Source organism: Agrobacterium sp. 5Ca39 (genome assembly GCF_055382365.1).
This window is the reverse complement of record NZ_AP026437.1, coordinates 892362-915577: the sequence shown is the minus strand read 5'-3', so window position 1 is coordinate 915577 and position 23216 is coordinate 892362. Positions and strand designations below refer to the sequence as shown.

At 54.8% G+C, this 23216-nt stretch carries 18 protein-coding genes; 6 read left to right on the top strand and 12 right to left on the bottom strand.

The window, feature by feature from the left end:
• From ACZ47E_RS17870 to ACZ47E_RS17840, 7 genes are all read right to left on the bottom strand, one after another.
• Entirely contained in the window at positions 1-1053 is a 1053-nt protein-coding gene (locus tag ACZ47E_RS17870) for an ABC transporter ATP-binding protein (protein ID WP_112767012.1), read from the bottom strand.
• A gap of 17 nt (positions 1054-1070) precedes the next feature.
• A complete protein-coding gene (locus tag ACZ47E_RS17865; RefSeq protein WP_064264113.1) occupies positions 1071-1913 on the bottom strand; it encodes a carbohydrate ABC transporter permease in 843 nt (280 codons plus the stop codon).
• Complete coding sequence (locus ACZ47E_RS17860) at positions 1903-2835, bottom strand: carbohydrate ABC transporter permease (RefSeq protein WP_064264112.1); 933 nt, start codon at positions 2833-2835, stop codon at positions 1903-1905. The genes ACZ47E_RS17865 and ACZ47E_RS17860 overlap by 11 nt, the downstream gene beginning before the upstream one ends.
• A 10-nt stretch (positions 2836-2845) precedes the next feature.
• The gene (locus ACZ47E_RS17855) at positions 2846-4117 is read right to left on the bottom strand and encodes an ABC transporter substrate-binding protein (protein WP_112767011.1); all 1272 of its coding nucleotides are present in this window, start codon (positions 4115-4117) and stop codon (positions 2846-2848) included.
• Between the two features lie 49 nt (positions 4118-4166).
• Positions 4167-5768: an FAD-dependent oxidoreductase gene (locus ACZ47E_RS17850; RefSeq protein ID WP_112767010.1), complete on the bottom strand. Its 1602-nt coding sequence runs from the start codon at positions 5766-5768 to the stop codon at positions 4167-4169.
• Between the two features lie 5 nt (positions 5769-5773).
• On the bottom strand, positions 5774-6844 hold the full coding sequence (locus ACZ47E_RS17845) for a LacI family DNA-binding transcriptional regulator (protein ID WP_112767009.1): 1071 nt from the start codon (positions 6842-6844) through the stop codon (positions 5774-5776).
• Between the two features lie 198 nt (positions 6845-7042).
• Positions 7043-7780 (bottom strand): carboxylesterase family protein, encoded by a 738-nt coding sequence (locus ACZ47E_RS17840; RefSeq protein WP_045533890.1) that lies wholly within the window; start codon positions 7778-7780, stop codon positions 7043-7045.
• A gap of 412 nt (positions 7781-8192) precedes the next feature.
• Between ACZ47E_RS17840 and ACZ47E_RS17835 the strand changes: the two genes are divergently transcribed.
• From ACZ47E_RS17835 to ACZ47E_RS17810, 6 genes are all read left to right on the top strand, one after another.
• Positions 8193-10259 carry an ATP-dependent helicase gene (locus ACZ47E_RS17835; RefSeq protein WP_464017190.1) on the top strand — a complete coding sequence of 689 codons (2067 nt, stop codon included), beginning with the start codon at positions 8193-8195 and terminating at the stop codon, positions 10257-10259.
• A gap of 355 nt (positions 10260-10614) precedes the next feature.
• Positions 10615-11184 carry a dTDP-4-dehydrorhamnose 3,5-epimerase gene (gene rfbC / locus ACZ47E_RS17830; RefSeq protein WP_464017103.1) on the top strand — a complete coding sequence of 190 codons (570 nt, stop codon included), beginning with the start codon at positions 10615-10617 and terminating at the stop codon, positions 11182-11184.
• Positions 11185-11186: 2 nt separating this feature from the next.
• Positions 11187-12242, top strand: coding sequence for a dTDP-glucose 4,6-dehydratase (gene rfbB / locus ACZ47E_RS17825; RefSeq protein ID WP_464017102.1), 1056 nt, complete (start codon positions 11187-11189; stop codon positions 12240-12242).
• A 4-nt stretch (positions 12243-12246) separates the two neighbouring features.
• Positions 12247-13140: a dTDP-4-dehydrorhamnose reductase gene (rfbD, locus tag ACZ47E_RS17820; protein WP_464017101.1), complete on the top strand. Its 894-nt coding sequence runs from the start codon at positions 12247-12249 to the stop codon at positions 13138-13140.
• Positions 13137-14006 carry a glucose-1-phosphate thymidylyltransferase RfbA gene (rfbA, locus tag ACZ47E_RS17815; RefSeq protein ID WP_464017100.1) on the top strand — a complete coding sequence of 290 codons (870 nt, stop codon included), beginning with the start codon at positions 13137-13139 and terminating at the stop codon, positions 14004-14006. Before rfbD ends, rfbA begins: the two co-directional genes overlap by 4 nt.
• Positions 14007-14129: 123 nt before the next feature.
• Positions 14130-14975 (top strand): glycosyltransferase family 2 protein, encoded by an 846-nt coding sequence (locus ACZ47E_RS17810; RefSeq protein ID WP_464017099.1) that lies wholly within the window; start codon positions 14130-14132, stop codon positions 14973-14975.
• 34 nt (positions 14976-15009) lie between these two features.
• On the opposite strand, the gene ACZ47E_RS17805 is transcribed toward ACZ47E_RS17810, so the two are convergent.
• The 5 genes from ACZ47E_RS17805 to ACZ47E_RS17785 form a co-directional block, all read right to left on the bottom strand.
• A complete protein-coding gene (locus ACZ47E_RS17805) occupies positions 15010-15933 on the bottom strand; it encodes an NAD-dependent epimerase/dehydratase family protein (protein ID WP_464017098.1) in 924 nt (307 codons plus the stop codon).
• Positions 15934-15943: 10 nt separating this feature from the next.
• On the bottom strand, positions 15944-19012 hold the full coding sequence (locus tag ACZ47E_RS17800) for a glycosyltransferase (RefSeq protein ID WP_464017097.1): 3069 nt from the start codon (positions 19010-19012) through the stop codon (positions 15944-15946).
• A 191-nt stretch (positions 19013-19203) separates the two neighbouring features.
• Positions 19204-20208, bottom strand: a complete 1005-nt coding sequence (locus ACZ47E_RS17795) for a glycosyltransferase (RefSeq protein ID WP_464017096.1) — start codon at positions 20206-20208, stop codon at positions 19204-19206.
• Positions 20205-22394: a glycosyltransferase gene (locus ACZ47E_RS17790; RefSeq protein ID WP_464017095.1), complete on the bottom strand. Its 2190-nt coding sequence runs from the start codon at positions 22392-22394 to the stop codon at positions 20205-20207. The genes ACZ47E_RS17795 and ACZ47E_RS17790 overlap by 4 nt, the downstream gene beginning before the upstream one ends.
• A gap of 29 nt (positions 22395-22423) precedes the next feature.
• Entirely contained in the window at positions 22424-23173 is a 750-nt protein-coding gene (locus ACZ47E_RS17785) for an FkbM family methyltransferase (RefSeq protein WP_464017094.1), read from the bottom strand.
• Positions 23174-23216: the final 43 nt, after the last annotated feature.

Here is a 23216-nt window from a genome sequence, read left to right as displayed (position 1 = left end):
TCAGTTCAGCCGATTGCCGTTCTCGTCCGAAAACAGATGAATGCCGTCCAAAGACGGGGATATCCTTATCTCCTCGCCGACTGCCTGGACTATGCGTTCGCGAAAAACGCCGAGCACCCGCGAACCACCCAGTGTCATGGTGACCTGCGTTTCCGATCCCAGCGGTTCGACGAGCAGGATCTCGGCCGGTACGCCCGAGGGATCAACGGCGAGGTGCTCGGGCCGGATGCCATAAGTCGCCCCTTTTCGCGCAAGAGCGGCGGCAGCGGCCGGCAATGGCAAGACCACACCGCCGGTTTCAAAACCGGCTTTCGATATCACGCCGGGCAGAAAATTCATGGAAGGTGAGCCTATGAAGCCGGCAACGAACTGGTTTGCCGGACGGTCGTAAAGTTCGAGCGGCGTGCCGACCTGCTCGACACGGCCGCCGTTCAGCACGACGACCCTGTCAGCCATCGTCATCGCCTCCACCTGGTCATGCGTCACATAGATGGTGGTGGTCCTGAGTTTCTGATGCAAAGCCTTGATCTCGCCACGCATCACGACGCGCAGTTTGGCATCAAGGTTTGAGAGGGGTTCGTCGAACAGGAACACCTGCGGATTGCGAACGATTGCGCGACCCATTGCAACGCGCTGGCGCTGACCGCCGGAGAGCTGGCGAGGATAACGGTCGAGCAATGCGGTAAGACCAAGGATCTCCGCCGCCCAGTTCACCTTCTCGGCGATTTCCTGTTTGCTTGAGCCGCGATGCTCCAGCGAAAAGCCCATATTGGTTGCGACCGTCATATGCGGATAAAGAGCGTATGACTGGAACACCATGGCGATGTCGCGGTCCTTGGGATCGAGATCGTTGACGATCCGCTCGCCGATCTTGAGTTCACCACCCGTGATCGTTTCGAGACCGGCGACCATCCGCAGCAGGGTCGACTTGCCGCAGCCGGAGGGTCCGACGAGGACGACAAATTCGCCATCCCTGATATCGAGATCGACGCCGTGAATGGTTTTTACCGCGCCATAGCTTTTGCGGATGTCGGACAGGGTTACGTTAGCCATCGATTAAATCCGGTTCTTCAGCCCTTGAGGCCGGTATGGGCGAGGCCTTCGACGAACTGCTTCTGGGCAATCACGAAGACGATGAGCACGGGCAGCGCCGTCAGCGTCGCTGCGGCAAGCTGGATATTCCACATCGGTCCGCCATAGGCGTCGGTATATTGGGTCAGCGCCTGCGGCAGCGTGAACATCTCTGCGCTGGAGAGAAAGACGATGGGCTCAAGGAACAGGTTCCAGGAGTGCAGGAAGGTGAAGATCGCAACCGAGGCCAGCGCTGGTTTTGCCAGCGGCAGCGCGATCTTGCGGAATATCTTGAAGCGCCCGAGACCATCGACACGCGCCGCCTCTTCGAGCTCGGCGGGCAGCGTCACGAAGAACTGCCGCATGACGAAAGTGGCAAAAACACTGGGCGCACCGAAGATCGGCACAAGAATGAGCGGCCAGTGTGTGTTGACCATGCCCGCCTTCAGAAACATCTGAAACAGCGGCACGATCGTGACTTCCGACGGAATGAGCAGGCCAAGCAGCACGACCATGAAAATGAGATTTGCGCCCGGAAACCGGATCCGCGCAAAAGCATAGCCTGCCATGGACGATATGATCATCGTTCCTGCCGTCACCACAGCGGCAATATAGGCGGAATTCCAGTATTGCCGCACGAACGGCTGCAACTCGAAGACCTTGGAATAGCTCGTCCAGTCCTGGTTTTGCGGGAAGAATTGCGGCGGGAATGCGAAGATATCACTGATCGGCTTGATCGATGACGTCACCATCCACCAGGTCGGAAAGACGAACGGGATCAGGAGCACGCACAACAACCCGTAAAGAGCGACCTGCATGCGTGGGGAAAGGTCAGCTTTCATAAAAGACGATCCTCTTGCGCATCTGCCACTGGGCGAAGGTCAGTACGGCGACGATCACAAACAGCAGGATGGACAGCGTCGAGCCGTAGCCGAAGAAATGAAACTGGAAGGCCTGCTGATAGAGGTAATAGACCAGCACCGTGGTCGAGAGACCCGGCCCCCCCTGGGTCAGAACTGCGATCTGCGCAAAAACCTGCAGCGAGCCAACAATCGTAATGATCGAGGTTAACAGGATCGTCGGGCTGATCAGCGGCAGGGTAATGCGACGAAACTGCTTGAAGGCGGGCGCACCGTCGATGCGGGCCGCCTCGTAGAGTTCTTTCGGCACACCCTGAAGTGCTGCCAGAAACAGGATCATGTTAAGCCCGACATTCTTGAAGACCTGCACGACGACGACTGAAATCATCGCGGTCGTTTCCTCGCGCAGCCAGTTGGGGCCTTCGATGCCGGCCATCAGCAACATGCCGTTGATGCCGCCATTTTTCTGCAACAGGAACCCCCAGACGATCGTCCAGGCAACCAGCGAGACGACGACCGGCGAGAAGAACAGCGTCCTGAATATCGCGATGCCAGCCAGTTTCTGGTTGAGCAACACGGCCAGAAGCAACGCCAGTGACAGGTTGAACACGACGAGCCCGGCCGAAAAAATCGCCGTCGCGCCAAGGACGTCGCGAAGATTGCTGTCCTCGACCAACATCCGGTAGTTCTGCGCACCCGTATAGGTGAAGGTGTTGGCGAGCACATTCCATTCATGCAGCGAATACCAGAACACCAGCCCGAGCGGGATCAGAACGAAGATGACGATGCCGATCAGCTGCGGGGCGATGAACAGGAATCCCGCAAGGCTGTCGCGCCGCGCGATGGTCCAGAACGCCGGGGCCGGACGATCCTGAGTACGGGCAATATCCTGCGCGACAGCCATGGTTTTCTCCTCAGCGCTTCAAGAGCGGCCCGATCTGGCCGCAGATTTTTTGAAGCGCGCCGGCCACATCGGCCTGCGGCCGCCAGACGGCGTCGAGGTTCGAACGCACGATCTGCTGGATCTGGGCAAAACCGGTATGGCCGGGCATGACCTTGCCGGTCGAGATGCCGGAGATGACAACCTTTTCGATCTGCTCCTCGCTGAGCAGCGGGTTCGTCTTTTTCAGCACCTGCGCATTCAGCAAAGACTTGCGCGCTGAAGGGAAGAACTGGCTGAGTTTGGCGGAATTTTCCGGATTGGTCATGTAAGCCACGAATTGCGCCGCGGTCTCGGCATTCTTGCCTGATTGCATGACGCCTATACCCGCCTGGCCGATCAGCGCATAATCGCCCGCAGGGCCCTTCGGAAGAGGCACGAGGTCCCAGCCAAATGGCTTTTCCTTTGGCAGAAGCGAGGCACGGCTGATCTGCGTAATCGTCATCGCCGCATTGCCAGCAAAGAAATCGACCGTCTCGCCGGGGCCGGGGATGGCCTTCTTGTCGAAGATGGCGTCGTGGATGAACGAAATGGCATCCGCCATCGGCTTTTCCGCCATGGTGCAGGTGGCGCCGTCAGCGCTCCAGGGTGAGGCCCCCCAGCCATTCCAGACGGAGGTGAGGTATTGCCAGCTCTGGTAATTGAAATCGCGGACGACAAGCCCGCCCTTTCCGATCTTGGCGACAGCCGACGCCGTGGCGATGGCGTTGTCCCACGTCCATTCGCCGGCAGCGATCATGTCGGCAGGGGTCTTGGCACCGGCAGCCTTGATAAGATCGTTATTGACGAAGACGGCGAAGGGCGAAGTCGAAAACGGATAGGCGTAAAGCGTACCGTCCTGCGACCAGCGTTCCGTGGCGCCGGCACCGACCTCGTCAAGATTGTATCCCGGCGCAGCCTTCAGTGTGTCCGTCAGCGGGTAGAGCGCCCCGGACTTGACGAAATCATAAGCCGACGTCTCGAAAATCCAGGCCATGTCAGGTGCGTTGCCGCCCGCGATCTGTGTGGTGAGTGCAGTCGTGTAGGTATCGAAAGGCAGGGACTCATAAGTCACGCTGACATTTGGATGATCCTTCTTGAAACCGGCTGCGATCTCGTTGAAGAGCTTGAGATGCGCCTCGTTGGCGCTCCAGATCGTCATGCGCAGATTAACCGCATCCTGCGCAATCGCTCCGCCCGCAAACGCAAGCGAGCCAATCAGGGCAAGCGCACAGGCCGTGGATTTCAGTTTAAAATGATTGTTCATTCCCGGTCCTCCTCCAAAGATGGGTTCGATGAGACGGCAAACCGCCGTCCTAATAGGCCGCGATATCAGGCCAGCGTATTTCGATGCCCTGACGGGTCAGCTGCGTCTGGAAGGCTTCCAGGCGGTCATCGTCTTCCTGCACCTGATGCGGCGTGAGGGCATTTTCCAGGCAGTGCGCCGCAAGCATCCCGGCCACTTCGCCGATGTTCCATTCGACCGGATGCAGGCGGTAGCAACCATTGGTAATATGCGTCGTGCCGATGTTCTTGCCGGCCGGGATGAGATTTTTCACCCGCTGCGGGATCAGCGCACCGAGCGGTATTTCAAACGGACAGGATGGCACGTCGATGTAGTTGTCGCCGCCGGTGGATGGATGCAGGTCGATGCGGTACATGCCGATACCGATGCTGTCGCGATAGCGGACCGCGCCCCTTTCGCCGCGAACCGTGTAGGAAAGATCCTGCTCAACGATGCGCGTCACCGGCTTGATACGGCGGCTCTCGCGAATGTAGGGCGCCATGGCGAGCCCATGGTCGGTGCCGGTGATATCGCCACGCAGCCGAAGCCCGCGGAACCCCTGCCCGCCATCAAGACGCGGCGCTTCCGTCTGCAGCCAGTAAAAGACCGAATAAGAAAGATCTGCCGCCGCCTTGAGGTGGCGCGCCTTTTCTTCCTCGGTCACATCGATGATCGTGCCATCCATGTAATCGATCATCGGCCAATTCACGAGGCAGATATCCGATTGGTAGAAGCCGGGCGCAAAGTTTTTCCGTGCCGCGATGCGCCGGAAAATCCAGAGATTCTCATCACCGCCGCCCTTGCGCTGGTCGGCATCGACCAGCAGGGGATTATCATCGGGATTTGGCGTGAAGGAGCGGGTGGTATGCTCCAGCGTGCGCGGATGGGGCGCGGTGAAGCCGAGGAGCGGACCACCCCAGAAATGCGGCTGGTAAGAGCGCCAATAGTCATAGTTCTCAGGCTTGTCGATCGTCTGGTCGCCATCGACATGGTCAATGGCAAAGCAGATTGAGACAGCCTGCACATTGTCCGGTTGAGCGTGCTCTGGCGCGCTCGGTTCTTCCGTGTCCGACTGCGCCTCAAAACCCTTGGCATATTCCGTGCCGGTCATCGGCAGCAGATCGCCAAGTTCGGTGGCGTCGAGTACGTAATCGGCCGATATGACGACTTCAGCGCCGCTGTCGCGATGGCGGACGGTCACGGAGCGAACCCGGTCGCCGTCCACATCGGCCGCGACGGGACGCCAGGGCTTGAGTATCGTCAGGCGACCCGCGCCAATATAGGGCATCAGCATGCTTTCCATGACCGCGAGGCTGACACGCGGCTCGGCGCAGATGCGGCTCACCCATCCGCCGCCCGGATTAAGGTCGCCCCACGCGCGCGCGCCTTCCGTCAGCGGATAATGGTCTCGATAATATTGCCGCACACCGTTGCGCAGCGCCCGGTAGGACCGGGTGATGCCGAACTGTTCAACCCATGTATGCTCGTCCGAGGGAACGGCCTGACTGGTCAATTGGCCGCCGATCCAGTCGTATTCTTCGGTCATGATCACGCGTTTGCCCGCTCGTGCGGCCGCCAGTGCCGCCGCTACGCCGCCGAGGCCGCCACCGACCACGAGAATATCTGCTTTCATGTCTTTCACGACGTCACATCCGTTTTGTTGACTGAGGACTTGTTTGCCGAGCCGGTCGGGGCCGGCCCCAACGTCTCTCCCTTGACGGGCTCACATTTGAGAAGGATCTGCCCACCGGCGCTGCCGGTCTCGATGCGGTTGACCAGCATGGCGGTTGCCTGCCGCCCCATCTCCTCGCGCGGAATTTCATAGGAGGTGAAACGCACGGGACTGCGTGCGGCCCTGATATGGCTGCCAAGCACGATCATCGAAAATGCGTCCGGCACGACAAGCCCCCTCGCCCGCGCCAGCGCCTCGACGCGCACGGCATCGGCCAATTCTATGAAGAAGGCGGCTGTGGCCCCGCTCTCAATGATGGCATCGAGTATTTTGTCGGCCGGGCGGTTGACCGCCTTGATATGCAGGGCAATCGTGGCCGCATCTGCGAGCGCCGCGCTGAAACCTTGCCAGCGATCGGCAATCGATTCTGCCGGACCATGCGGGCCGATATAGGCAAGCTTGGTGTGTCCCAGCGCGATGGCGTCTTCGACGAGCTGACGCGTGCCCGCAGCGTAGTCGCCGCCGACATAGGGAACCGGACCACCGGCATCTTCACGCCGGCCGATCGCGACGAAGGGATAGTCTTCCGAAACCAGCCGGGCGAGTTCCTTGCGATCGAACTCGCGGCCGAGAACCAGACAGCCGTCCGCAATCCGAAGCCTGTTGCCTTCCGAGAAAATCTTGCGGTTATCGCCGACACCGGCGCTCGTCAGCAGCAGAAGATCATAAGCCTGCTGCTGCGCCTCTTCTTCGATGCCCAGCAGGAAGGGCGTGAAGAAGTCAGCCTGGGCGCTCGGGAATGCTGGCTCATAGGTGAAAACGCCGAGGATCCGGTTCAGCCCCTTGGCCATGCGCCGCGCAATCGGATCGGCAACATAACCGGTCTGGCGAATGACGGCCTGCACCCTTTCCCGGGTTTCGTCCGGGATGCGCGCGACCGCTGCCGGCGCGCCGTTCAGAACAAGCGACACCGTTGCCTGGCTGACGCCGGCAAGCTTGGCGATATCGTTCTGCGTGAGACGTCTGTGACTGGACACGCCATGCCCTCCTCCGGCATTCGTTCCGTGCTAATACGTATTAGCAGCTAATGCGTATTAGCACCATCTCCGCGTAGGGAGTCAAGCGATAAAGTGCATTCGCTGAAAGGGTCGCAGATTATCGCAAGCCTGCGCTGCAATGGCAAAACGCGGCAGAAACGGCAATGTCAGCTGTAAAAAGCAGCGGTCTGCCCGTATTTACGGACCCGAGGGTGCTTTTTTGCCCGCAAGCTTCTGCTCAAGCAACCAAGTCCACATCGCCTCGTCGTTCAGCACTTTTCCCTCGACCGCCTGATGGTCCGTGTCCTCAAGCACGGTGAGCCGAACATTGCGCTTCAGCTCCTTAAGACGTTGCACGAGAACCACTGTATCGGATAGCGGGATGACCTCGTCATTTGCACCATGAAAGGCCCAGAAAGCCGCCTTCTCGTTCGTTCGATTGAGGTAGTGCCGAATGCCGCCGCCGGCAATCGGAACCACCGCGGCGAAAGTTTGAGGAAACTGCTCTGCCATGGACCATGCGCCGAACCCTCCCCGGCTATAGCCGATCAGATAGATGCGTTCCCGATCCACCCGGTGGTTGGCCACCACCGCCTCAAGAACGCTTGCAACACGCTCGATCGGGTAAAGTAGTTCCTCGCTCGGATTTTGCGGTGAAAACACCAGGAAGGGAAACTCACGTCCCTCCTCAATCATTTTCGGTAAGCCGCTCGACCGTAGCTTTTCGACGTCGCTGCCGCCCTGATCGCCGCCATGCAGCCAGACGACAAGAGGATAGGTCTTGTTTGAGCCGGCGTAATCCTTGGGCGTATAAAGCAGGTAGTTGAGGTCAGAAGCGATGGTGACATCGGATTTCATCGCTTTCTGTTCGGCCTGTGCAAATGTCGAGGCAGCGATTGCGGCCAGAGCGATCAGGCAGAATTTAAGTCGTCTCATGATTTTTTCCTCCCAGTGAATAAGCATCTTCCGGGGTAATGACCGTTAAACCCGATAGCGTTCAACGCTCCCGGAAAAAGCAGGAAAAGCGCCTCGGAAAACATGAAATATCTCTTTATTTCAAACCAATGAGACAACTGCCTCATCTGATTTCCGGCGATGCGCCGACAGCATATCCGCTTCCGCTCCTGAGGCAACATTCGAGGAAGAGACTTCAGAAATCGAGCTGTCAGGTGATGGCTCCAACCGGACTTGTGCAGCAAGGCCTTTACGTTCAGCATTTGTTCTGGCTTGCTGTTTGAGTCTTTGCTAATCATTGCGGCACGAAGGCCACATGGCGGCGCAGGCTCAGTCGCCCGCCGTTTTCGGGCAGGCAACTTCGCCTGGGGCAAATATCGAGGATTGGTGCAGGATGGCGGTTGCCTATCTGGAAAAACTGAACGAGCAGCAACGCAAGGCCGTGGAACATGGTGTTGGACTGGTGGATGGACATGTCGCCGGTCCGCTTCTGATCATCGCCGGCGCCGGCTCGGGAAAGACCAACACGCTGGCTCACCGTGTTGCGCATCTGATCGTGAATGGCGCCGATCCCCGCCGCATCCTGCTGATGACGTTCTCACGGCGCGCAGCTTCCGAGATGGCGCGCCGTGTCGAACGGATATGCAAGCAGGTCCTCGGGGCAAATTCGGCAATCATGACAGATGCATTGGCCTGGTCCGGCACGTTTCACGGCATTGGTGCACGGCTGTTGCGCATCTACGCCGAGCAGATCGGCCTCAACATCGATTTCACCATCCACGACAGAGAAGACAGCGCCGACCTGATGAACCTTGCCCGGCACGAATTGGGTTTTTCCAAAACCGAAAGCCGCTTTCCGACGAAGGGCACCTGTCTTGCGATCTATTCGCGCGTCGTGAATTCCCAGACACCACTCAAGGACATCCTGCGCCAGCACTATCCCTGGGTTGCCAACTGGGAAAGCGAACTCAGGGAACTGTTCGCGGCCTATGTCGAGGCCAAGCAGGTCCAGAACGTGCTCGATTACGACGATCTTCTGCTCTACTGGGCCCAGATGGTCAGCGACCCCGTTCTGGCTGACGATATAGGCAACCGCTTCGACCATGTGATGGTCGATGAATATCAGGATACCAACCGGCTGCAGGCTTCGGTGCTGATGGCGCTGAAGCCCGGTGGCCGCGGCTTGACCGTGGTGGGTGACGATGCGCAGTCGATCTATTCCTTCCGGGCGGCGACAGTGCGCAACATCCTCGATTTCCCGGCTTCCTTCAGCCCGGCGGCCGATATCATCACGCTGGATCGCAACTATCGCTCGACGCAGCCGATCCTTGCAGCCGCCAACGGGGTCATCGATCTCGCGCGCGAGCGCTTCACCAAGAACCTCTGGACCGAACGGGTATCGCTCGAGCGCCCAAGGCTCGTAACGGTCAAGGATGAAACCGAGCAGGCGAACTTCATCATCGACCAGATCCTCGCCAATCGCGAGAGCGGCATGACGCTGAAACAGCAGGCCGTGCTGTTCCGCACCTCCAGCCATAGCGGCCCGCTCGAGGTGGAACTGACCCGCCGCAACATCCCCTTCGTCAAATTCGGCGGCCTGAAATTCCTGGACAGCGCCCATGTGAAAGACATGCTGGCCGTGCTGCGCTTCGCACAGAACCCGCGCGACCGCGTCGCCGGTTTCCGGCTGCTGCAGATGCTGCCAGGCATCGGACCAAAAAAGGCTGGCAATATTCTCGAGACAATCGCGAGGGATCCCGAACCCTTGCTTGCCCTCGCCGAAATTCCGACGCCGCCGAAAACTGGCGATGACTGGACAGCCTTCACGCAAATGCTGGTGGGCCTGCGACACGCGCCGAATGACTGGCCGGGCCAGATCGGGCAGGCGCGGCTGTGGTACGAACCGCATCTGGAACGCCTGCATGAGGATGCGGACACCCGCAAGGCCGATCTGCTGCAGCTAGAGCAGATCGCCGGCGGCTACCCATCGCGCGAGCGCTTTCTGACCGAGCTGACGCTCGATCCGCCGGACGCCACCAGCGATCAGGCCGGCGTGCCGCTGCTTGACGAGGATTATCTCAGCCTCTCGACCATCCATTCCGCCAAAGGCCAAGAGTGGCGCGCCGTCTTCATCCTCAATGTGGTCGACGGCTGCATCCCCTCCGACCTCGGCGTCGGCACCACCCAGGAACTGGAGGAGGAACGCCGGCTGCTCTACGTCGCCATGACGCGCGCCAAGGACAGCCTGTCGCTGATCACGCCCCAACGCTTCTTCACAGGCGGGCAGAGTCAGCAGGGTGACCGGCATGTTTACGCCGCCAGAACCCGCTTCATCCCGGCGACGCTATTGCAATTTTTCGAAACGATGAGCTGGCCACTGGTATCGGCTGCCGCTTCGGAGCGTAGCGCACAGCAAATCCGGATCGATGTCGGTGCGCGGATGAGGGCCATGTGGAAATAGGAGTGGGTTTTTCCGGCAATATTTACCTCCACGCAGCACCGATAGACGAGACGGCTATTGAGCAAGTATCCGCTTCCTCTCGGCCGTCGGCCTTGATAGCACCCTTGGGACGCTGAAACAGCTGACGAAGCCGAGGAGCGTTCATGCCGCATCCGCGGATCTAGCTTCGGCGAACTTCTGCTGACAGCAGATCACTCGCTATACGTGAAACACACGCCACGACCCAACAGGCTGTCTTCGTGTTGTTTGTCGGAGATTCCGTCGCTCTTGTGGGGGCGATCAATAAAGCGTTATTGACTGTCCCTGCCGATAAAGCCATATCACCTTGAGAGGCTGACCAGACAGGATCCGCATAGTGCAACTAGAAGCATTCACGATACCAGGCTTGAAAAAGATAACCCCGGCTCGTTTCGGCGACAACAGGGGTTACTTCAGCGAGGTTTTCAAGAGGGATTGGTTTCGCGACAATGTGGCTGATGTGAAGTTTGTGCAGGATAATGAATCCCTGTCCGCACAGGCCGGGACCGTACGAGGACTTCATTTTCAGACAGAGCCTTTTGCACAGGGCAAGCTCGTTCGCTGTATTCGTGGGCGGCTGCTGGATGTTGCGGTGGATATCAGGACAGGATCCCCCACCTTTGGGCAATGGGCTGCTGTCGAGCTCTCACCCGAAAATGGCGAGCAGCTGTGGATTCCGGCGGGATTTGCCCACGGTTTTATGACGCTCGTTGACGACACGGTCATCTCATACAAGGTGACTGCGCCCTATAGTGCCGCCAATGACCGCGGCGTCAAATGGGATGACCCGGCCATCGGCATCAATTGGCCGAAGCTCGAGGGCTACGTCCTCTCCGAGAAGGACGGCAAGCAACCGCTTCTGTCGGAATTGCCTGAATATTTTACTTACCAAAACACTGGAAACTGATGATGCGCGTTCTAGTTACCGGCGGCGCCGGATTTATCGGCTCGGCCCTCGTACGTTATCTCGTGAGCGAGATCAGCGCGGATGTCCTCACCGTCGACAAACTGACATATGCAGGAAATCTGGCGTCCCTCGAGCCGATCGAAAATGCACCCAATCACCGCTTCCTTCAGGCCGACATATGTGACCGGGTTGCGATGAATGACGCCTTCGCGACATTCCAGCCGGATTACGTGATGCATCTCGCAGCCGAGAGCCACGTCGATCGCTCCATCACAGGCGCCGCTGATTTCATTCAGACCAACATCAACGGCACTTTCACGATGCTGGAGGCGGCGCGGCAATATTGGAGTGGTCTTGAGGGCGACGCCAAGGCGGAATTCCGCATGCTTCATGTGTCAACCGATGAGGTTTATGGCTCGCTCGGGGACCAGGGTCTTTTCGAGGAAACAACCCCTTACGACCCGTCCTCGCCATACTCCGCCTCGAAAGCCGCAAGCGATCATCTCGCCACAGCCTGGCAGCGCACCTATGGCCTTCCGGTCGTCATTTCCAACTGCTCCAATAATTACGGCCCGTTCCACTTCCCGGAAAAGCTCATTCCGCTGATCATTCTCAACGCGTTGGATGGCAAACCGCTGCCGGTTTATGGCAACGGTACAAACATTCGAGACTGGCTTTATGTGGAAGACCATGCCCGCGCCCTGTGGCTCATCGTTCAAAAGGGTCTTGTCGGCGAGAAGTACAATGTCGGCGGCAGAAACGAGCAGAAGAATATCGATGTGGTGAACTGCATCTGCTCTATTCTCGACGAACTGCGCCCTCAATCCAAACCCTATGCCGAGCTTATCAAATACGTTACCGATCGCCCTGGTCACGATGCGCGCTACGCCATTGATGCAACGAAGCTCGAAACCGAGCTCGGCTGGAAAGCACAGGAAAATTTTGCAACTGGCATCCGCAAGACCGTGCAATGGTATCTCGACAATGAATGGTGGTGGCAACCGCTTCGCGAGGGTGTTTATGCCGGAGAACGCCTTGGCGTTCTGACGAAGGGCTGAACGAATGCGGCTGGCAGTTACGGGCAAAAATGGTCAGGTCGTCACCGCCCTTCAGGCACTGGCGAGCGCCGAGCTGGAGATCGTGGCTATTGGTCGGCCGGAACTCGACCTAGCCCAGCCTGAAACTGTTTTGAAGGCGCTACGAGAGGTAAAGCCCGATGCTGTGGTATCGGCTGCTGCCTACACCGCTGTCGACAAGGCAGAAAGCGAGCCGGAAATCGCTTTTGCCGTTAATCGGGACGGAGCAAGGGCCGTCGCGCAGGCGGCAAATGACCTCGGTATTCCCGTCATTCATCTCTCTACGGATTATGTTTTCGACGGCACCAAGGACACCGCTTATGTCGAAAGTGATCCGACAGGCCCCACTTCCGTCTACGGCCGCTCGAAGCTCGAAGGCGAACGCGCCGTTTCGGAGGCCACCGACAATTATGTGGTTCTGCGGACCGCATGGGTCTATTCGGAATATGGCAACAACTTCGTGAAGACAATGCTCCGGCTCGGCGAGAACCGCGACCAAATCAATGTCGTTGCGGACCAGTTCGGATGCCCTACTTCGGCCAACGATATCGCTGCCGCTATAGTAGCAATCGCAAGAAAACTCCTGGATGATTCCTCGATCAGTCTCCGTGGAGTTTTTCATCTTTCCGGAACCGGGGAAACGAACTGGGCGAATTTCGCGAAACAGATATTCGCATTTTCTGAAGAAAACGGCGGAAAGTCGATGATCGTCAACGACATCACGACTGCACAGTACCCTACACCAGCTCGGCGTCCGGCAAACTCGCGGCTTGATTGTAGCAAGCTGGAAGCGGTTTACGGCGTAACACAGCCGGACTGGCAAACGTCAACGCGCGCGGTCGTTACCGCTCTTGCGCAGAGCAAAAAGGAAACGCCATGAAAGGCATTATTCTGGCCGGAGGCAGCGGTACGCGCCTTCACCCCATGACATTGGCTGTCTCCAAGCAGATCCTGCCGGTGTACGATAAGCCGATGATCTATTATCCGCTGACGACGCTGATGCTTGCCGGCATTCGTGAGATTCTCGTCATCTCGACCCCCCATGACATGCCGCTGTTCCAATCACTTCTGGGCGACGGTTCGAAATGGGGGCTTTCAATCGAGTATGCGGTTCAACCCAGTCCGGACGGGCTCGCGCAGGCCTATATGATCGGTGCGGACTTCGTGGCCGGTTCGCCATCTTGCCTCATTTTGGGTGACAACATCTATTATGGTCATGGATTGCCGGAGCTTCTACAGGCTGGCACGAGTGTCAACGATGGAGCGACGGTTTTCGCTTATCAAGTAAACGATCCCGAGCGTTATGGCGTCGTCGATTTCGATGACAATATGCGAGCACTTTCAATCGAGGAAAAACCGCTACAGCCGAAGTCGAATTGGGCTGTTACCGGGCTATATTTCTATGACGCCGATGTGGTGGACATCGTCGCCGATCTCATGCCCTCGGCACGCGGCGAATATGAGATCACCGATGTCAATCGGATCTATCTTGAGCGAGGCAAATTGAAGGTGTCAATCATGGGCCGCGGCTACGCTTGGCTTGACACGGGCACACCGGAAAGCCTCCTCGAAGCTGGCGAATTTGTGCGCACCCTGGAGAAACGGCAAGGCTTCAAAATCGCATGTCCGGAAGAGATTGCCTTGACAAAGGGCTTCATCACGAAATTCGAATTCTCAGTACTCGCAGACAAAGCTGGTAAAAGCGATTATGGTGTTTACTTGAGAAGGCTCGCAGCATACTCCTAAACGCGTCCGCTATTCGTAATTCTTTGCGAAATCCGATCGGTTCGTTTAAGCTCAATTCGTTCGACGGCGGCGTCGCGAAAATAAAGGCAGATACGAGCCATCTTCCCAAGTAATGAATGTGAAATGGCAAAATTCCCGCTCTCAGCCGTGACGATTGTTTCCGTTTGCTACAAAAGCGATGCGCTACTACCCGATCTGATCGCTTCGATACCTGACGAAACACCGATTGTGCTGGTAGACAGTGGAAGAACTAACAGTTTCGCGAATCTTCCCATCGGAAGACGAATAGACGTCGTCTCGCTTGATGAGAATTTGGGGTTTGGCCGTGGTTGCAACGCAGGGGCCGAAGCCGTTCGGACGCCATGGATCATGTTTTTAAACCCAGATGCGAGGTTAGAACCTGGCGCGCTGGAAGCACTGCTTGAGGCGGTCGAGAAATATCCTTCTGCTTTCGCTTTCAATCCGCGGATCGCGAACTCGGACGGGAGCGAGTATTTCAAACGGCGCTCATGGCTCTTACCGCGCACCCGCTACATGAAAAGAGGATGGCCTAAGACCGACACCACCGTACCAGTCCTGAGCGGCGCCGCGTTTTTCGTCTCAAAGCAAATTTTTGAAGAGGTTGGTGGTTTTGATCCCAATATTTTCCTTTACCATGAAGACGACGACCTTTCTCTCCGCCTAGAGCGGCTGGGCCCGCTCATGTTCGTGCACAATGCACTCATCGTTCACGCAGCAGGACATTCCTCCGGACGATCGCCCGAGATCGCGCGGCTAAAAGCGTTTCATATGGCTCAGTCGAGGATTTACACCGGCCTCAAGTACAAAAGGCCCTTCCCACGAATCTCGACATTCATTCAGGCCCTCGTCCTGTTGACGTCGCCTTGCGTTATTTTCTCAGCGCGGCGTCGGGCGAAAGCTCTCGGTTTTTTAAAAGGAGCAGTCAGTAGAAACGCTATCGGCCAATGATCTGATTCAACACGCGCAAATTTTGCGAAACGAATTAGGGCTTTGCCTGTCTTTCCTTTAGCCACGACCAAACGCCAGCGATGCCTTCCTTGAGGCCAATCTTCGCACGCCAGGCGAAATCCATCTTAGCTCGCTGGACGTCGAGAACCGATACGGGAACGTCAATGCTGCGATGGGGTTTGTAAACAATCGGCAAGGTGTTGCCCGTAATTTCCTGAACCACTTCTGCTATCTGTAGTACTGACGTGCCGGTGCCACTTCCGCCGTTGTAAATACCGATCTTGCCGCTTTGCAACGCGGCGACGCAGAGGCCAGTGAGATCCTTGACGTGGATATAATCCCTAATGGTTGATCCATCGCCCCAAATTTCGATGGGTTGATGTTTCAGAGCAAGGTTAAGGTATGTGCCGATAATGCCCTGCACGCCAAGGTTCCCCTGATACGGGCCGTAGGGGTTAGACGCACGGACGACAATCGGTTGCAACCCAGCTTTTCTCTCGTACAGTTTCAAATATGACTCAATTGCGACCTTCACTACACCGTACGAACAAATCGGATCGAGAATGTGTCCCTCTGCAATCGGAACTTCCTGCGGTTTTCCGTAAACCGTGCCGCCGGAAGACAGAAAAAGTATCCTCTTTATTCCCAATGCAGCCATATCCTCTAACAGACTTAGGGTTCCTAGCAGGTTGACTTCCACGTCTCTGCCTGGATCCTTGTCGCCAGTCGAAGGGACCGTACCACTCACAAGATGAGCAACGGCATCTACATTCCTCAGAACCTTACGCATCAGCGAGCTATCAGCGATATCTCCTGAGACGTACTGGACCTCAGCGTGAAGAGGACGGGAGGATACAAGACTTCTTCCCATAACCGTAACTACATGCCCAGCAGCCACCAGATCTTCCACAAGATGGCATCCTATGAATCCACCTCCTCCAAGAACCAATATATTCATGAAAGGCCAATCACCTCATTTCGGCTACAGAACGGCGGCGACTTATGATCGAGTTGTACTCATCTAAATATTCACTCGCCAACACATCTATATCATACGACTTTCCTAATACGCCGGCATTTTCCCGAAGTGCAGCGCGGACCGAGTCGTCCAAAATATTCTCCATTGCAGCCGTCAGCTGCGCTATGAACCGACCATCATCACTATCATTTGCGATAATGATCCCAGCTTGTTTGCTGCCGACCCGGGACATGGCTTTGATCTCGCCGATATCGGTAGCGACGCATGGCACACCAACCTGTAGCGCCTGTATTAAACAAAGAGGATAAGACTCTCCTGGAAAGCGCGTTGGAATTAGGGCAACATCGCTCATGCGGTACAGTCCGTGAACCTCCTTCACAAAGCCAAGAAAATGAATCGTTGGATCCGAAAGCGCCAATTGCTTTGCTACCTCCGTTTCGGGGCCTTCTCCAACCATAAGCAAGGCCATAGGTATATCAGGCCGTCTTTGCCGTAAAAGCAAATAGGCTTTCACCGCTTCAGACCAGCCCTTCCCTTCACGCCCTCTTGCAACCAGAGAAAAGACAACTGCATCTTCGCCTACACCCAACTGCGCGCGCGTAGTTGGAAACGCCGCCATATCGACAGGCATAGCATTCTTTATCTTCAGAAATTTGTGTTTGGGGATCTGTATATTGCTAAAGGGCTCCAGATTCCGATCCGCCGTATACGCGAATCTGTCGATTTTTCTGCTCCACCGCGCGATCCTCTTTGTTCCAATATCCATCGCTTCGTACGAGCCGTGCAAAGTCGTGATATATGGGACGGAAATGTGATCGCGCTTCAACAAAAATCCCTCAACATTCGCAACATGTGAATGCACGATGGAAATCCCTGCATTTTCGATGAAGTTATCAATTCCCACATCACGCACCGCGTTTACCGTATACACTGGAATGCCGGCATTCAGCATACCCCTAACGTCCGGATGATCGTCTACATCATGTATCTGGAGTATCGAAACCATAGCGCCTTTCCGGCGCAGCGCATTTGCGAGGTGAATAGGAAATATTTCCCCCCCACCGAAAGAAAAACCTAAAATTCCAATAAGGACATGAATGTTTTTTCGCTGTACGGCGCGTAGAGCAGGTTCGTTTAGTGCCGAATCAAAGTGCGCGCCAACAATTCCCGCGCCCCTCGCAACCGTACGGCAAACTTCGATAAAGCGATCGAGTGTGTCGTCCGGAATATCCCAACGTTCCTTCAAGCTCGTCATCAGCCGGCCATATTCTCTATAATATTCCGGTTTGGATTGGGCGGTCTTACCTGAAGTATTGTTCCGATGAATACGGAAATAGCTAACTGCGCTCGGCTCGTAAGCAATTTGACCACCAGCGGCTATAACGGAATAAAGATACCAATCTCCCATGATTGTAAAACTTCGAGCTTTTTCCCAAACTTCGCACGGAATATCGCAACGGCGCCATAAACTGCCGCCAACGTTTGCAATTACATTCTTCACACCGAAACCGCCACGAAACCATTGCGCTGCCGGACGGACTATACGACCATCCCAAATGCCAGGCTCGCTTTCTTCTCGATATTGGTCCAAGCCCGTAAAGTAGTCGCCCTCCTCATTTACGAACTGAGTTCGACCAAACGCCAACATCACGCTGGGATCTCTAAATGTATTTATCGTCCGCTCAATAAATGTCGGCTCGCAAAAATCGTCGCTTTCGCAGATCCAAACGAGATCACCCTTTGCCTGAGAATGCCCTTTTTGCCATTGGTGAAAAACATTGCCAGAGTTTATGGTATTATAGATGGCCTTAATTCGCCCCGGGAACCGGTTGACGTAGGATTCAATGATCAGCCTGCTATCGTCGCTGGAACAGTCGTCGAGCACAAGAATATCGATCAGCGGATATGTCTGAGCCAAGATACTATCAAGACGCTGCGGGAGATATCGTGCATGATTGAAATTCGGCACAATCGCAGTTACTGTTACTCCACTGCGCTCTTGAATATTCGATCGGCTCTCAGCGATAATTTTATTCGTCGTTATCTTCCGATAATAGTCGAGGCAAAATTGATCTACCTTGCGTGATAACAACATGGGATCACGTTTCTCGGCCGACTTCAAAAATCTTTTTCGGCGACGCGTACCGAAAGCTTTAACATTTGATAACGCGTAAAGCAGTCTAGCATAAATCAGTCGCTTCAACAGTTTACCCAACGAAGCCTTGCTCATCCAATTGCTTCGCTGAAGCGCATCCACCTGTCCCGAAATATGATCGATGTCCCTCATCAGAGCATCAGACCACTGGGCCTTTTCCAACTCTAAGTGCCTTAAAATGGCTTCAGCCGATTTGACGCCATGTGAGACGACCTTGCTCCTGCTTGTGTTCTCATCTGGAAGATCCCAAGTTGCGACAGGCAAATCCACAGGAGCGATCACCCTATTGTTAGGTACGGCGGTCCGGGCTATGTATTCAAAGGAAGATGCAACGTGGTCTTCCGACGCCACGATTGAGTCAAAACTGATTTTTTGACTGTAAATTAACATGTGGTTGGAGTCACCCTCCAACGCTTCGCGGAAATGTTGATTGAAAAGATCATCCGTGAGGAGAGAACTAACCGGTCCCACCGTTGCGTCCCCGATCTCCTCCGGCTTGAAGACAATCAATACTCCGTCAGAACGCAAAACACGCTTTACCTCCTGTATAAAACGCTCATGATTCTTGACATTTTCTAACGTTCCCAAGCAGAGAACAACATCCAAAGACGTGGGAGACGCGGGAATATCTACCCACGACCCGACTCTGAAGGAAATATTCTCGGCGTTATACTTTGCTCGAGCACAAAGCACTGCTTCGTCTGAAGCCTCCACGCCAACCGCGGACCGGCAAATTTCCGCTAAAAGCGCGGTTCCAGCTCCATCACCACTTCCCAAATCCAAGATATCTTTATCTCTGACAGCATCTTTTGCCAGATGATATCGATGTAGACGCTCGATGCCGAAATCTCCATCGATGGCTTGTATATAACGTTCGCCGTCATAGTCAGGGTCGTTAGTCATTGTTTTCCTCGGCGGATACGCTGCCCCTAGTATGGAGGCGGATACCCTATTCCCCGAGTTAAGTCGAGAGACTGATCCGATATTCAAATATCGACTATTTCTAGGCAACACTCAAATAAGCGATATGCCAAGCAGAACCCACTCTCAAATCGCAGAAAACCTACCTCTGTAATATCGTCGGCACCAAAACGCTAATAGGGCCGCGCTGCCAAGCCGACCAATTTCCCTTCTGTTGCGGCGGGCGATAAGCGTATTACGGATTGGCAAGTCAAAGCCGGTTCACAACTACAAATTAACCGGTCAGGAAGAATAGCACTAAGAGGTTCGCGCGCTGAATCTGGCAGCGCAAAACACGCGCCATACTGCCACATCGCATATGCAACTTTTCCTGCCTCGATCAGGGAGGAGTCCAACGCCTTCGCGAACATCCGCAGCGCCTCAGGCAAATCGTTTGTCAGTTGAAGTGACGCAAATCTTTGCCGAACCAAACGGGATGCCGTCAGCTGTGCGGACTCGTGCTGTGATGACACTGAACTTCCACTCATCCGATACTGGTAAAGAGGTTTCTCAACCATCGCAGGCTTGAAAAAACGTAGCCATGTACCCCAGAGAGCGTAATCTTCACAATGCTGTACATCTGCCGCGTGAGAATATCCTCCCAGAAACTGATAAATCTCTCGGCGCGCTACGACGCTGCCGTGGGGGAACGGGCAGCCCCCTTCGACAAAAAAACTCAATATGCCCTTCCAATCGCCAGGACGAATGTGATTGTCGATGAAGGCGCCCTTGGCATCAACGCGACTCATACCTGTAGCGACTATCGACAGATCGCTATCATCGGCAAACAGCTTCATTTGCTCTCGCAGCTTGCCGGGTAACCAGCAGTCATCTGCGTCCATTCGACCAATGAACTCATATCGAGCATGTTTTATCCCTTGATTGAGAGCGAAAACGATACCACGATTGTGTGGCAATCGGATCCAACGCACCAAGTCCGCGGCAGAACCAATTTCATCCTTAAAATTTTCGACGGCTACAGGACTACCATCATCAATTAGCAGTATTTCCAGCGGACCGGCATACTCCTGATCAGCAATTGATTGAATTGCGACCTTCAGCAAACCGATATTTTCTATTGATACATCCCTCATAAAGACTGGCAGCAGGACGCTTATGCCGGGAAAGCGATAGTTCATTTTATCTCCAAGGGCTGGAAGAGATTCCGTGTTGCGTCAAGATGTGCAATCTCGTGAACATTCAGCGCTTTGCGTCTATCTGAGGGGAAATCTAAGACTTCCGCCCAAAACTGCGAGGCTCCCACTTTTTTTGCTTGGGACTTTCCACGTGAAACCACTTTGGTCGTACAATCTTCAAAATGAGCGGGATCGTTCCTATGGCTCGTGTTGCCGTCTCCCAACAGCCTGTACTCCGAAACGACTTCAAACAGAGGGACACCTTTCGCTCCAGCCCCAACAGCCTGCACCAAGAAGTCCCAGTCCTCAAGGTAATCAAGGCTTTCGTCAAAACTGAGGTTCGATCCCAACACCATTTCAGTCCGCAGGAGATAGCTGTGTATCGGTATAAAATTGCCAACAAAAAGCGCAGTTGCTGGCAGGAGATTGTGCTGGATAAATGGCGCACCGTGCTGCGGTAATGCGTTTGTCATACCATAGGCAAAATCAGCGTTGTTCATTCTCACCGCGTCCACCAGCTGTTCACCAAACCGCGGAAGTAAATGATCGTCGTCGTCGAGAAAACAAAGGAAATCATATTTGTCTGCATGGTCTTTAAGATATTGCAGACCAATATTACAGGGATAGCCGCGGCGCCTGCCGAGGTCGGGCGCAGAAAGAACCACGGTTGAGCTGTTGTCCGCATCCTGGAAAAACTCAGCCGGCAGATTCCTCGCTACAAAATCGCGGGTAGCAACGTCGCCGTGAACAACGATGCAAGGCGTCATTGCGATATTTTGGTCTCGAACCGACTCTACGGCTGAAGTCAAAAGTTCCATGCGCTTTCCCTGTGTGCGAATAATGCACAGCGCGGTCGGCTTTTCTCTCAGCTCTGTTTTTGAGACCGCGCAGGGGCGCTCGATCTTAAATTCATTGCGGAAGAATTCCACGCGCACTTTATCTGTCAGACGTGCCTGGCGGTGCCGACGGCTAACGGAAACAGACCCCCCATGCCATCGATATCTATAAAGGTGATCAGAAATGCGCCCCAGTCTTTCTTTAGCTGAAACCCTTAAAGCAAGATCGTAATCCTGAACTCCGGAGAAACTCTCACTGAATCCGCCATAGTCTTCAAACATATCGACTGAGAAAGCGACAAGGTGACCCATCACCATTCCCGCACTGAAAATTTCCGTTGGCGCGTTATCCTGCTTTCTACGACGCAGCTCTGTCCCAGCCTCGTCGATGTCGATCATAGCCGAGCTGAAATATCGAACTCCGGGATTTGCCTTTATGGCACGAGTTACAACATCGACCGCGTTCGCTTCAATCATATCGTCGCAATCGAGCAACATCACCCAGGCGTTTCGCGCAGAACGAATGCCTTTATTCAGAGCGGCTGCAATACCTATATTTTCGCCATACGAAATTATCTGCACATGTCCGCGCAGCTCGTCAGGTATAAAGCTTAATAGATCTTCTTTCGAGAAACCGGGATCATCATTTACAACCACCCACTCAGGGAGGTCAGAAACGTTTCTTGCAGCCTCAAACCGAAAGAGCGCGGCGACGCTTTCTGCGCATTTGCGAAAGAAAACATCGTGCTTGAAAAAGGGCGTGACAATGCTGAAGCTTGGCGCAACACCCGTCGGAGTACTTGGCCGTACGGGTGCGCGTTCGAGAACATTGCGGACGACGGCTTCGCTGCCAGCAAGTATATGAAGTGGCTTTATGGCATCATCTGGCTCCGAAGATCCAAATCGCTGACATATGTCCTGCGTGGCGAGTTCATAAGCTGACGCGCCGCTATACCCATTAAGACTGGAACCGGAAATCGATGAGTTTCGAATAGATCTAAGTATACGCCTGTATTTTTTCTTAACGCGGAAATAAATCGAGAATGGAAATCTACCAGCCCGGCGAGCCAGTATTTGGCTCAAACGGTGCAATTCACGCAGAATATGGTTGTCCGCTCTCAACGAAGCAATTTCGACGGTTAGACTATTGATTTCTGCAGTCTGATCGTCAAATTTCGTTTTAAGATCTTGAAATTTTCGACTATGCTCAGCTTCGGTATATTCGAGCAACCGAAACTGGATAGCAAAATCTTTGTTACCTAATTGGCCGGAGTGGATATTCATCCTTTCGGCGGCGATCACTAGAAGATCTTTATATTTATCAGTAAGACTGTTTTCTCTTGAATTTGTCATAAATCCCTCTCCACCTCCACCGCGAAGAACTAAGTCATCAAAGAAGTGGAGAATATATTTTCGCCGCGGATCACAAAATCCCTGTTGGAAAATGCAATCGCTCGAAGAAAAGGAGCAAATGAAAGCTCCCCTGGCAACATCCAATCGTGCGGCTCGACGATTATAAGCGGCACCTTGTCAATCCAGCCGGTGTCACAGCTAAAGACATCTTTCTCCGCCCCCTCAATATCAAGCTTGACAATGAAGGGCGTAAAAGCGCCCGAAAACTCGTCCAAGATATCCCCCACTGTTATCGAAGGGATTGCATCGGCGCCGGCTTGGTCTTTATCCAATGTTTGCGTGCGATAGCCCCATTCACCTTCAAATGGATTCATAACCTCCACCAAGCCAAAACGGCCGCCCAGCGCGAAAGGAAGAGGCAAAATCGGCAAACCTTCCGTGTTCGCAACCAAGATCCGAAAATTGCCCAGTTCTGGCTCAATCGCAACCACCAGTGAATCGGGTACCTGTGCGACAAAGCTGATTGCGGAAAGCCCAATATTTGCACCTGCATCTATTATGAGCGGCCTCTTCCCCGACCTTCGTATGTCGCCTAACTTCGACAGTAATTTATCTTCGCAGGGCAAGCCGGAAAGACTGAATGCGTTATCCACAAAAATCTGGCCAACGATCTGAGAATCCGTTGTCTCGCGGCGTATAAACAAGCTGCGCTGCACTTGATTAACTTCAACGACAAGTCGGTCTATGTGTAAGCCTTCACCAAATTCCGTATCGTTCATTTCCAAATTTCAGCCCTCAGAAAACCTATTATTGCACACGTAC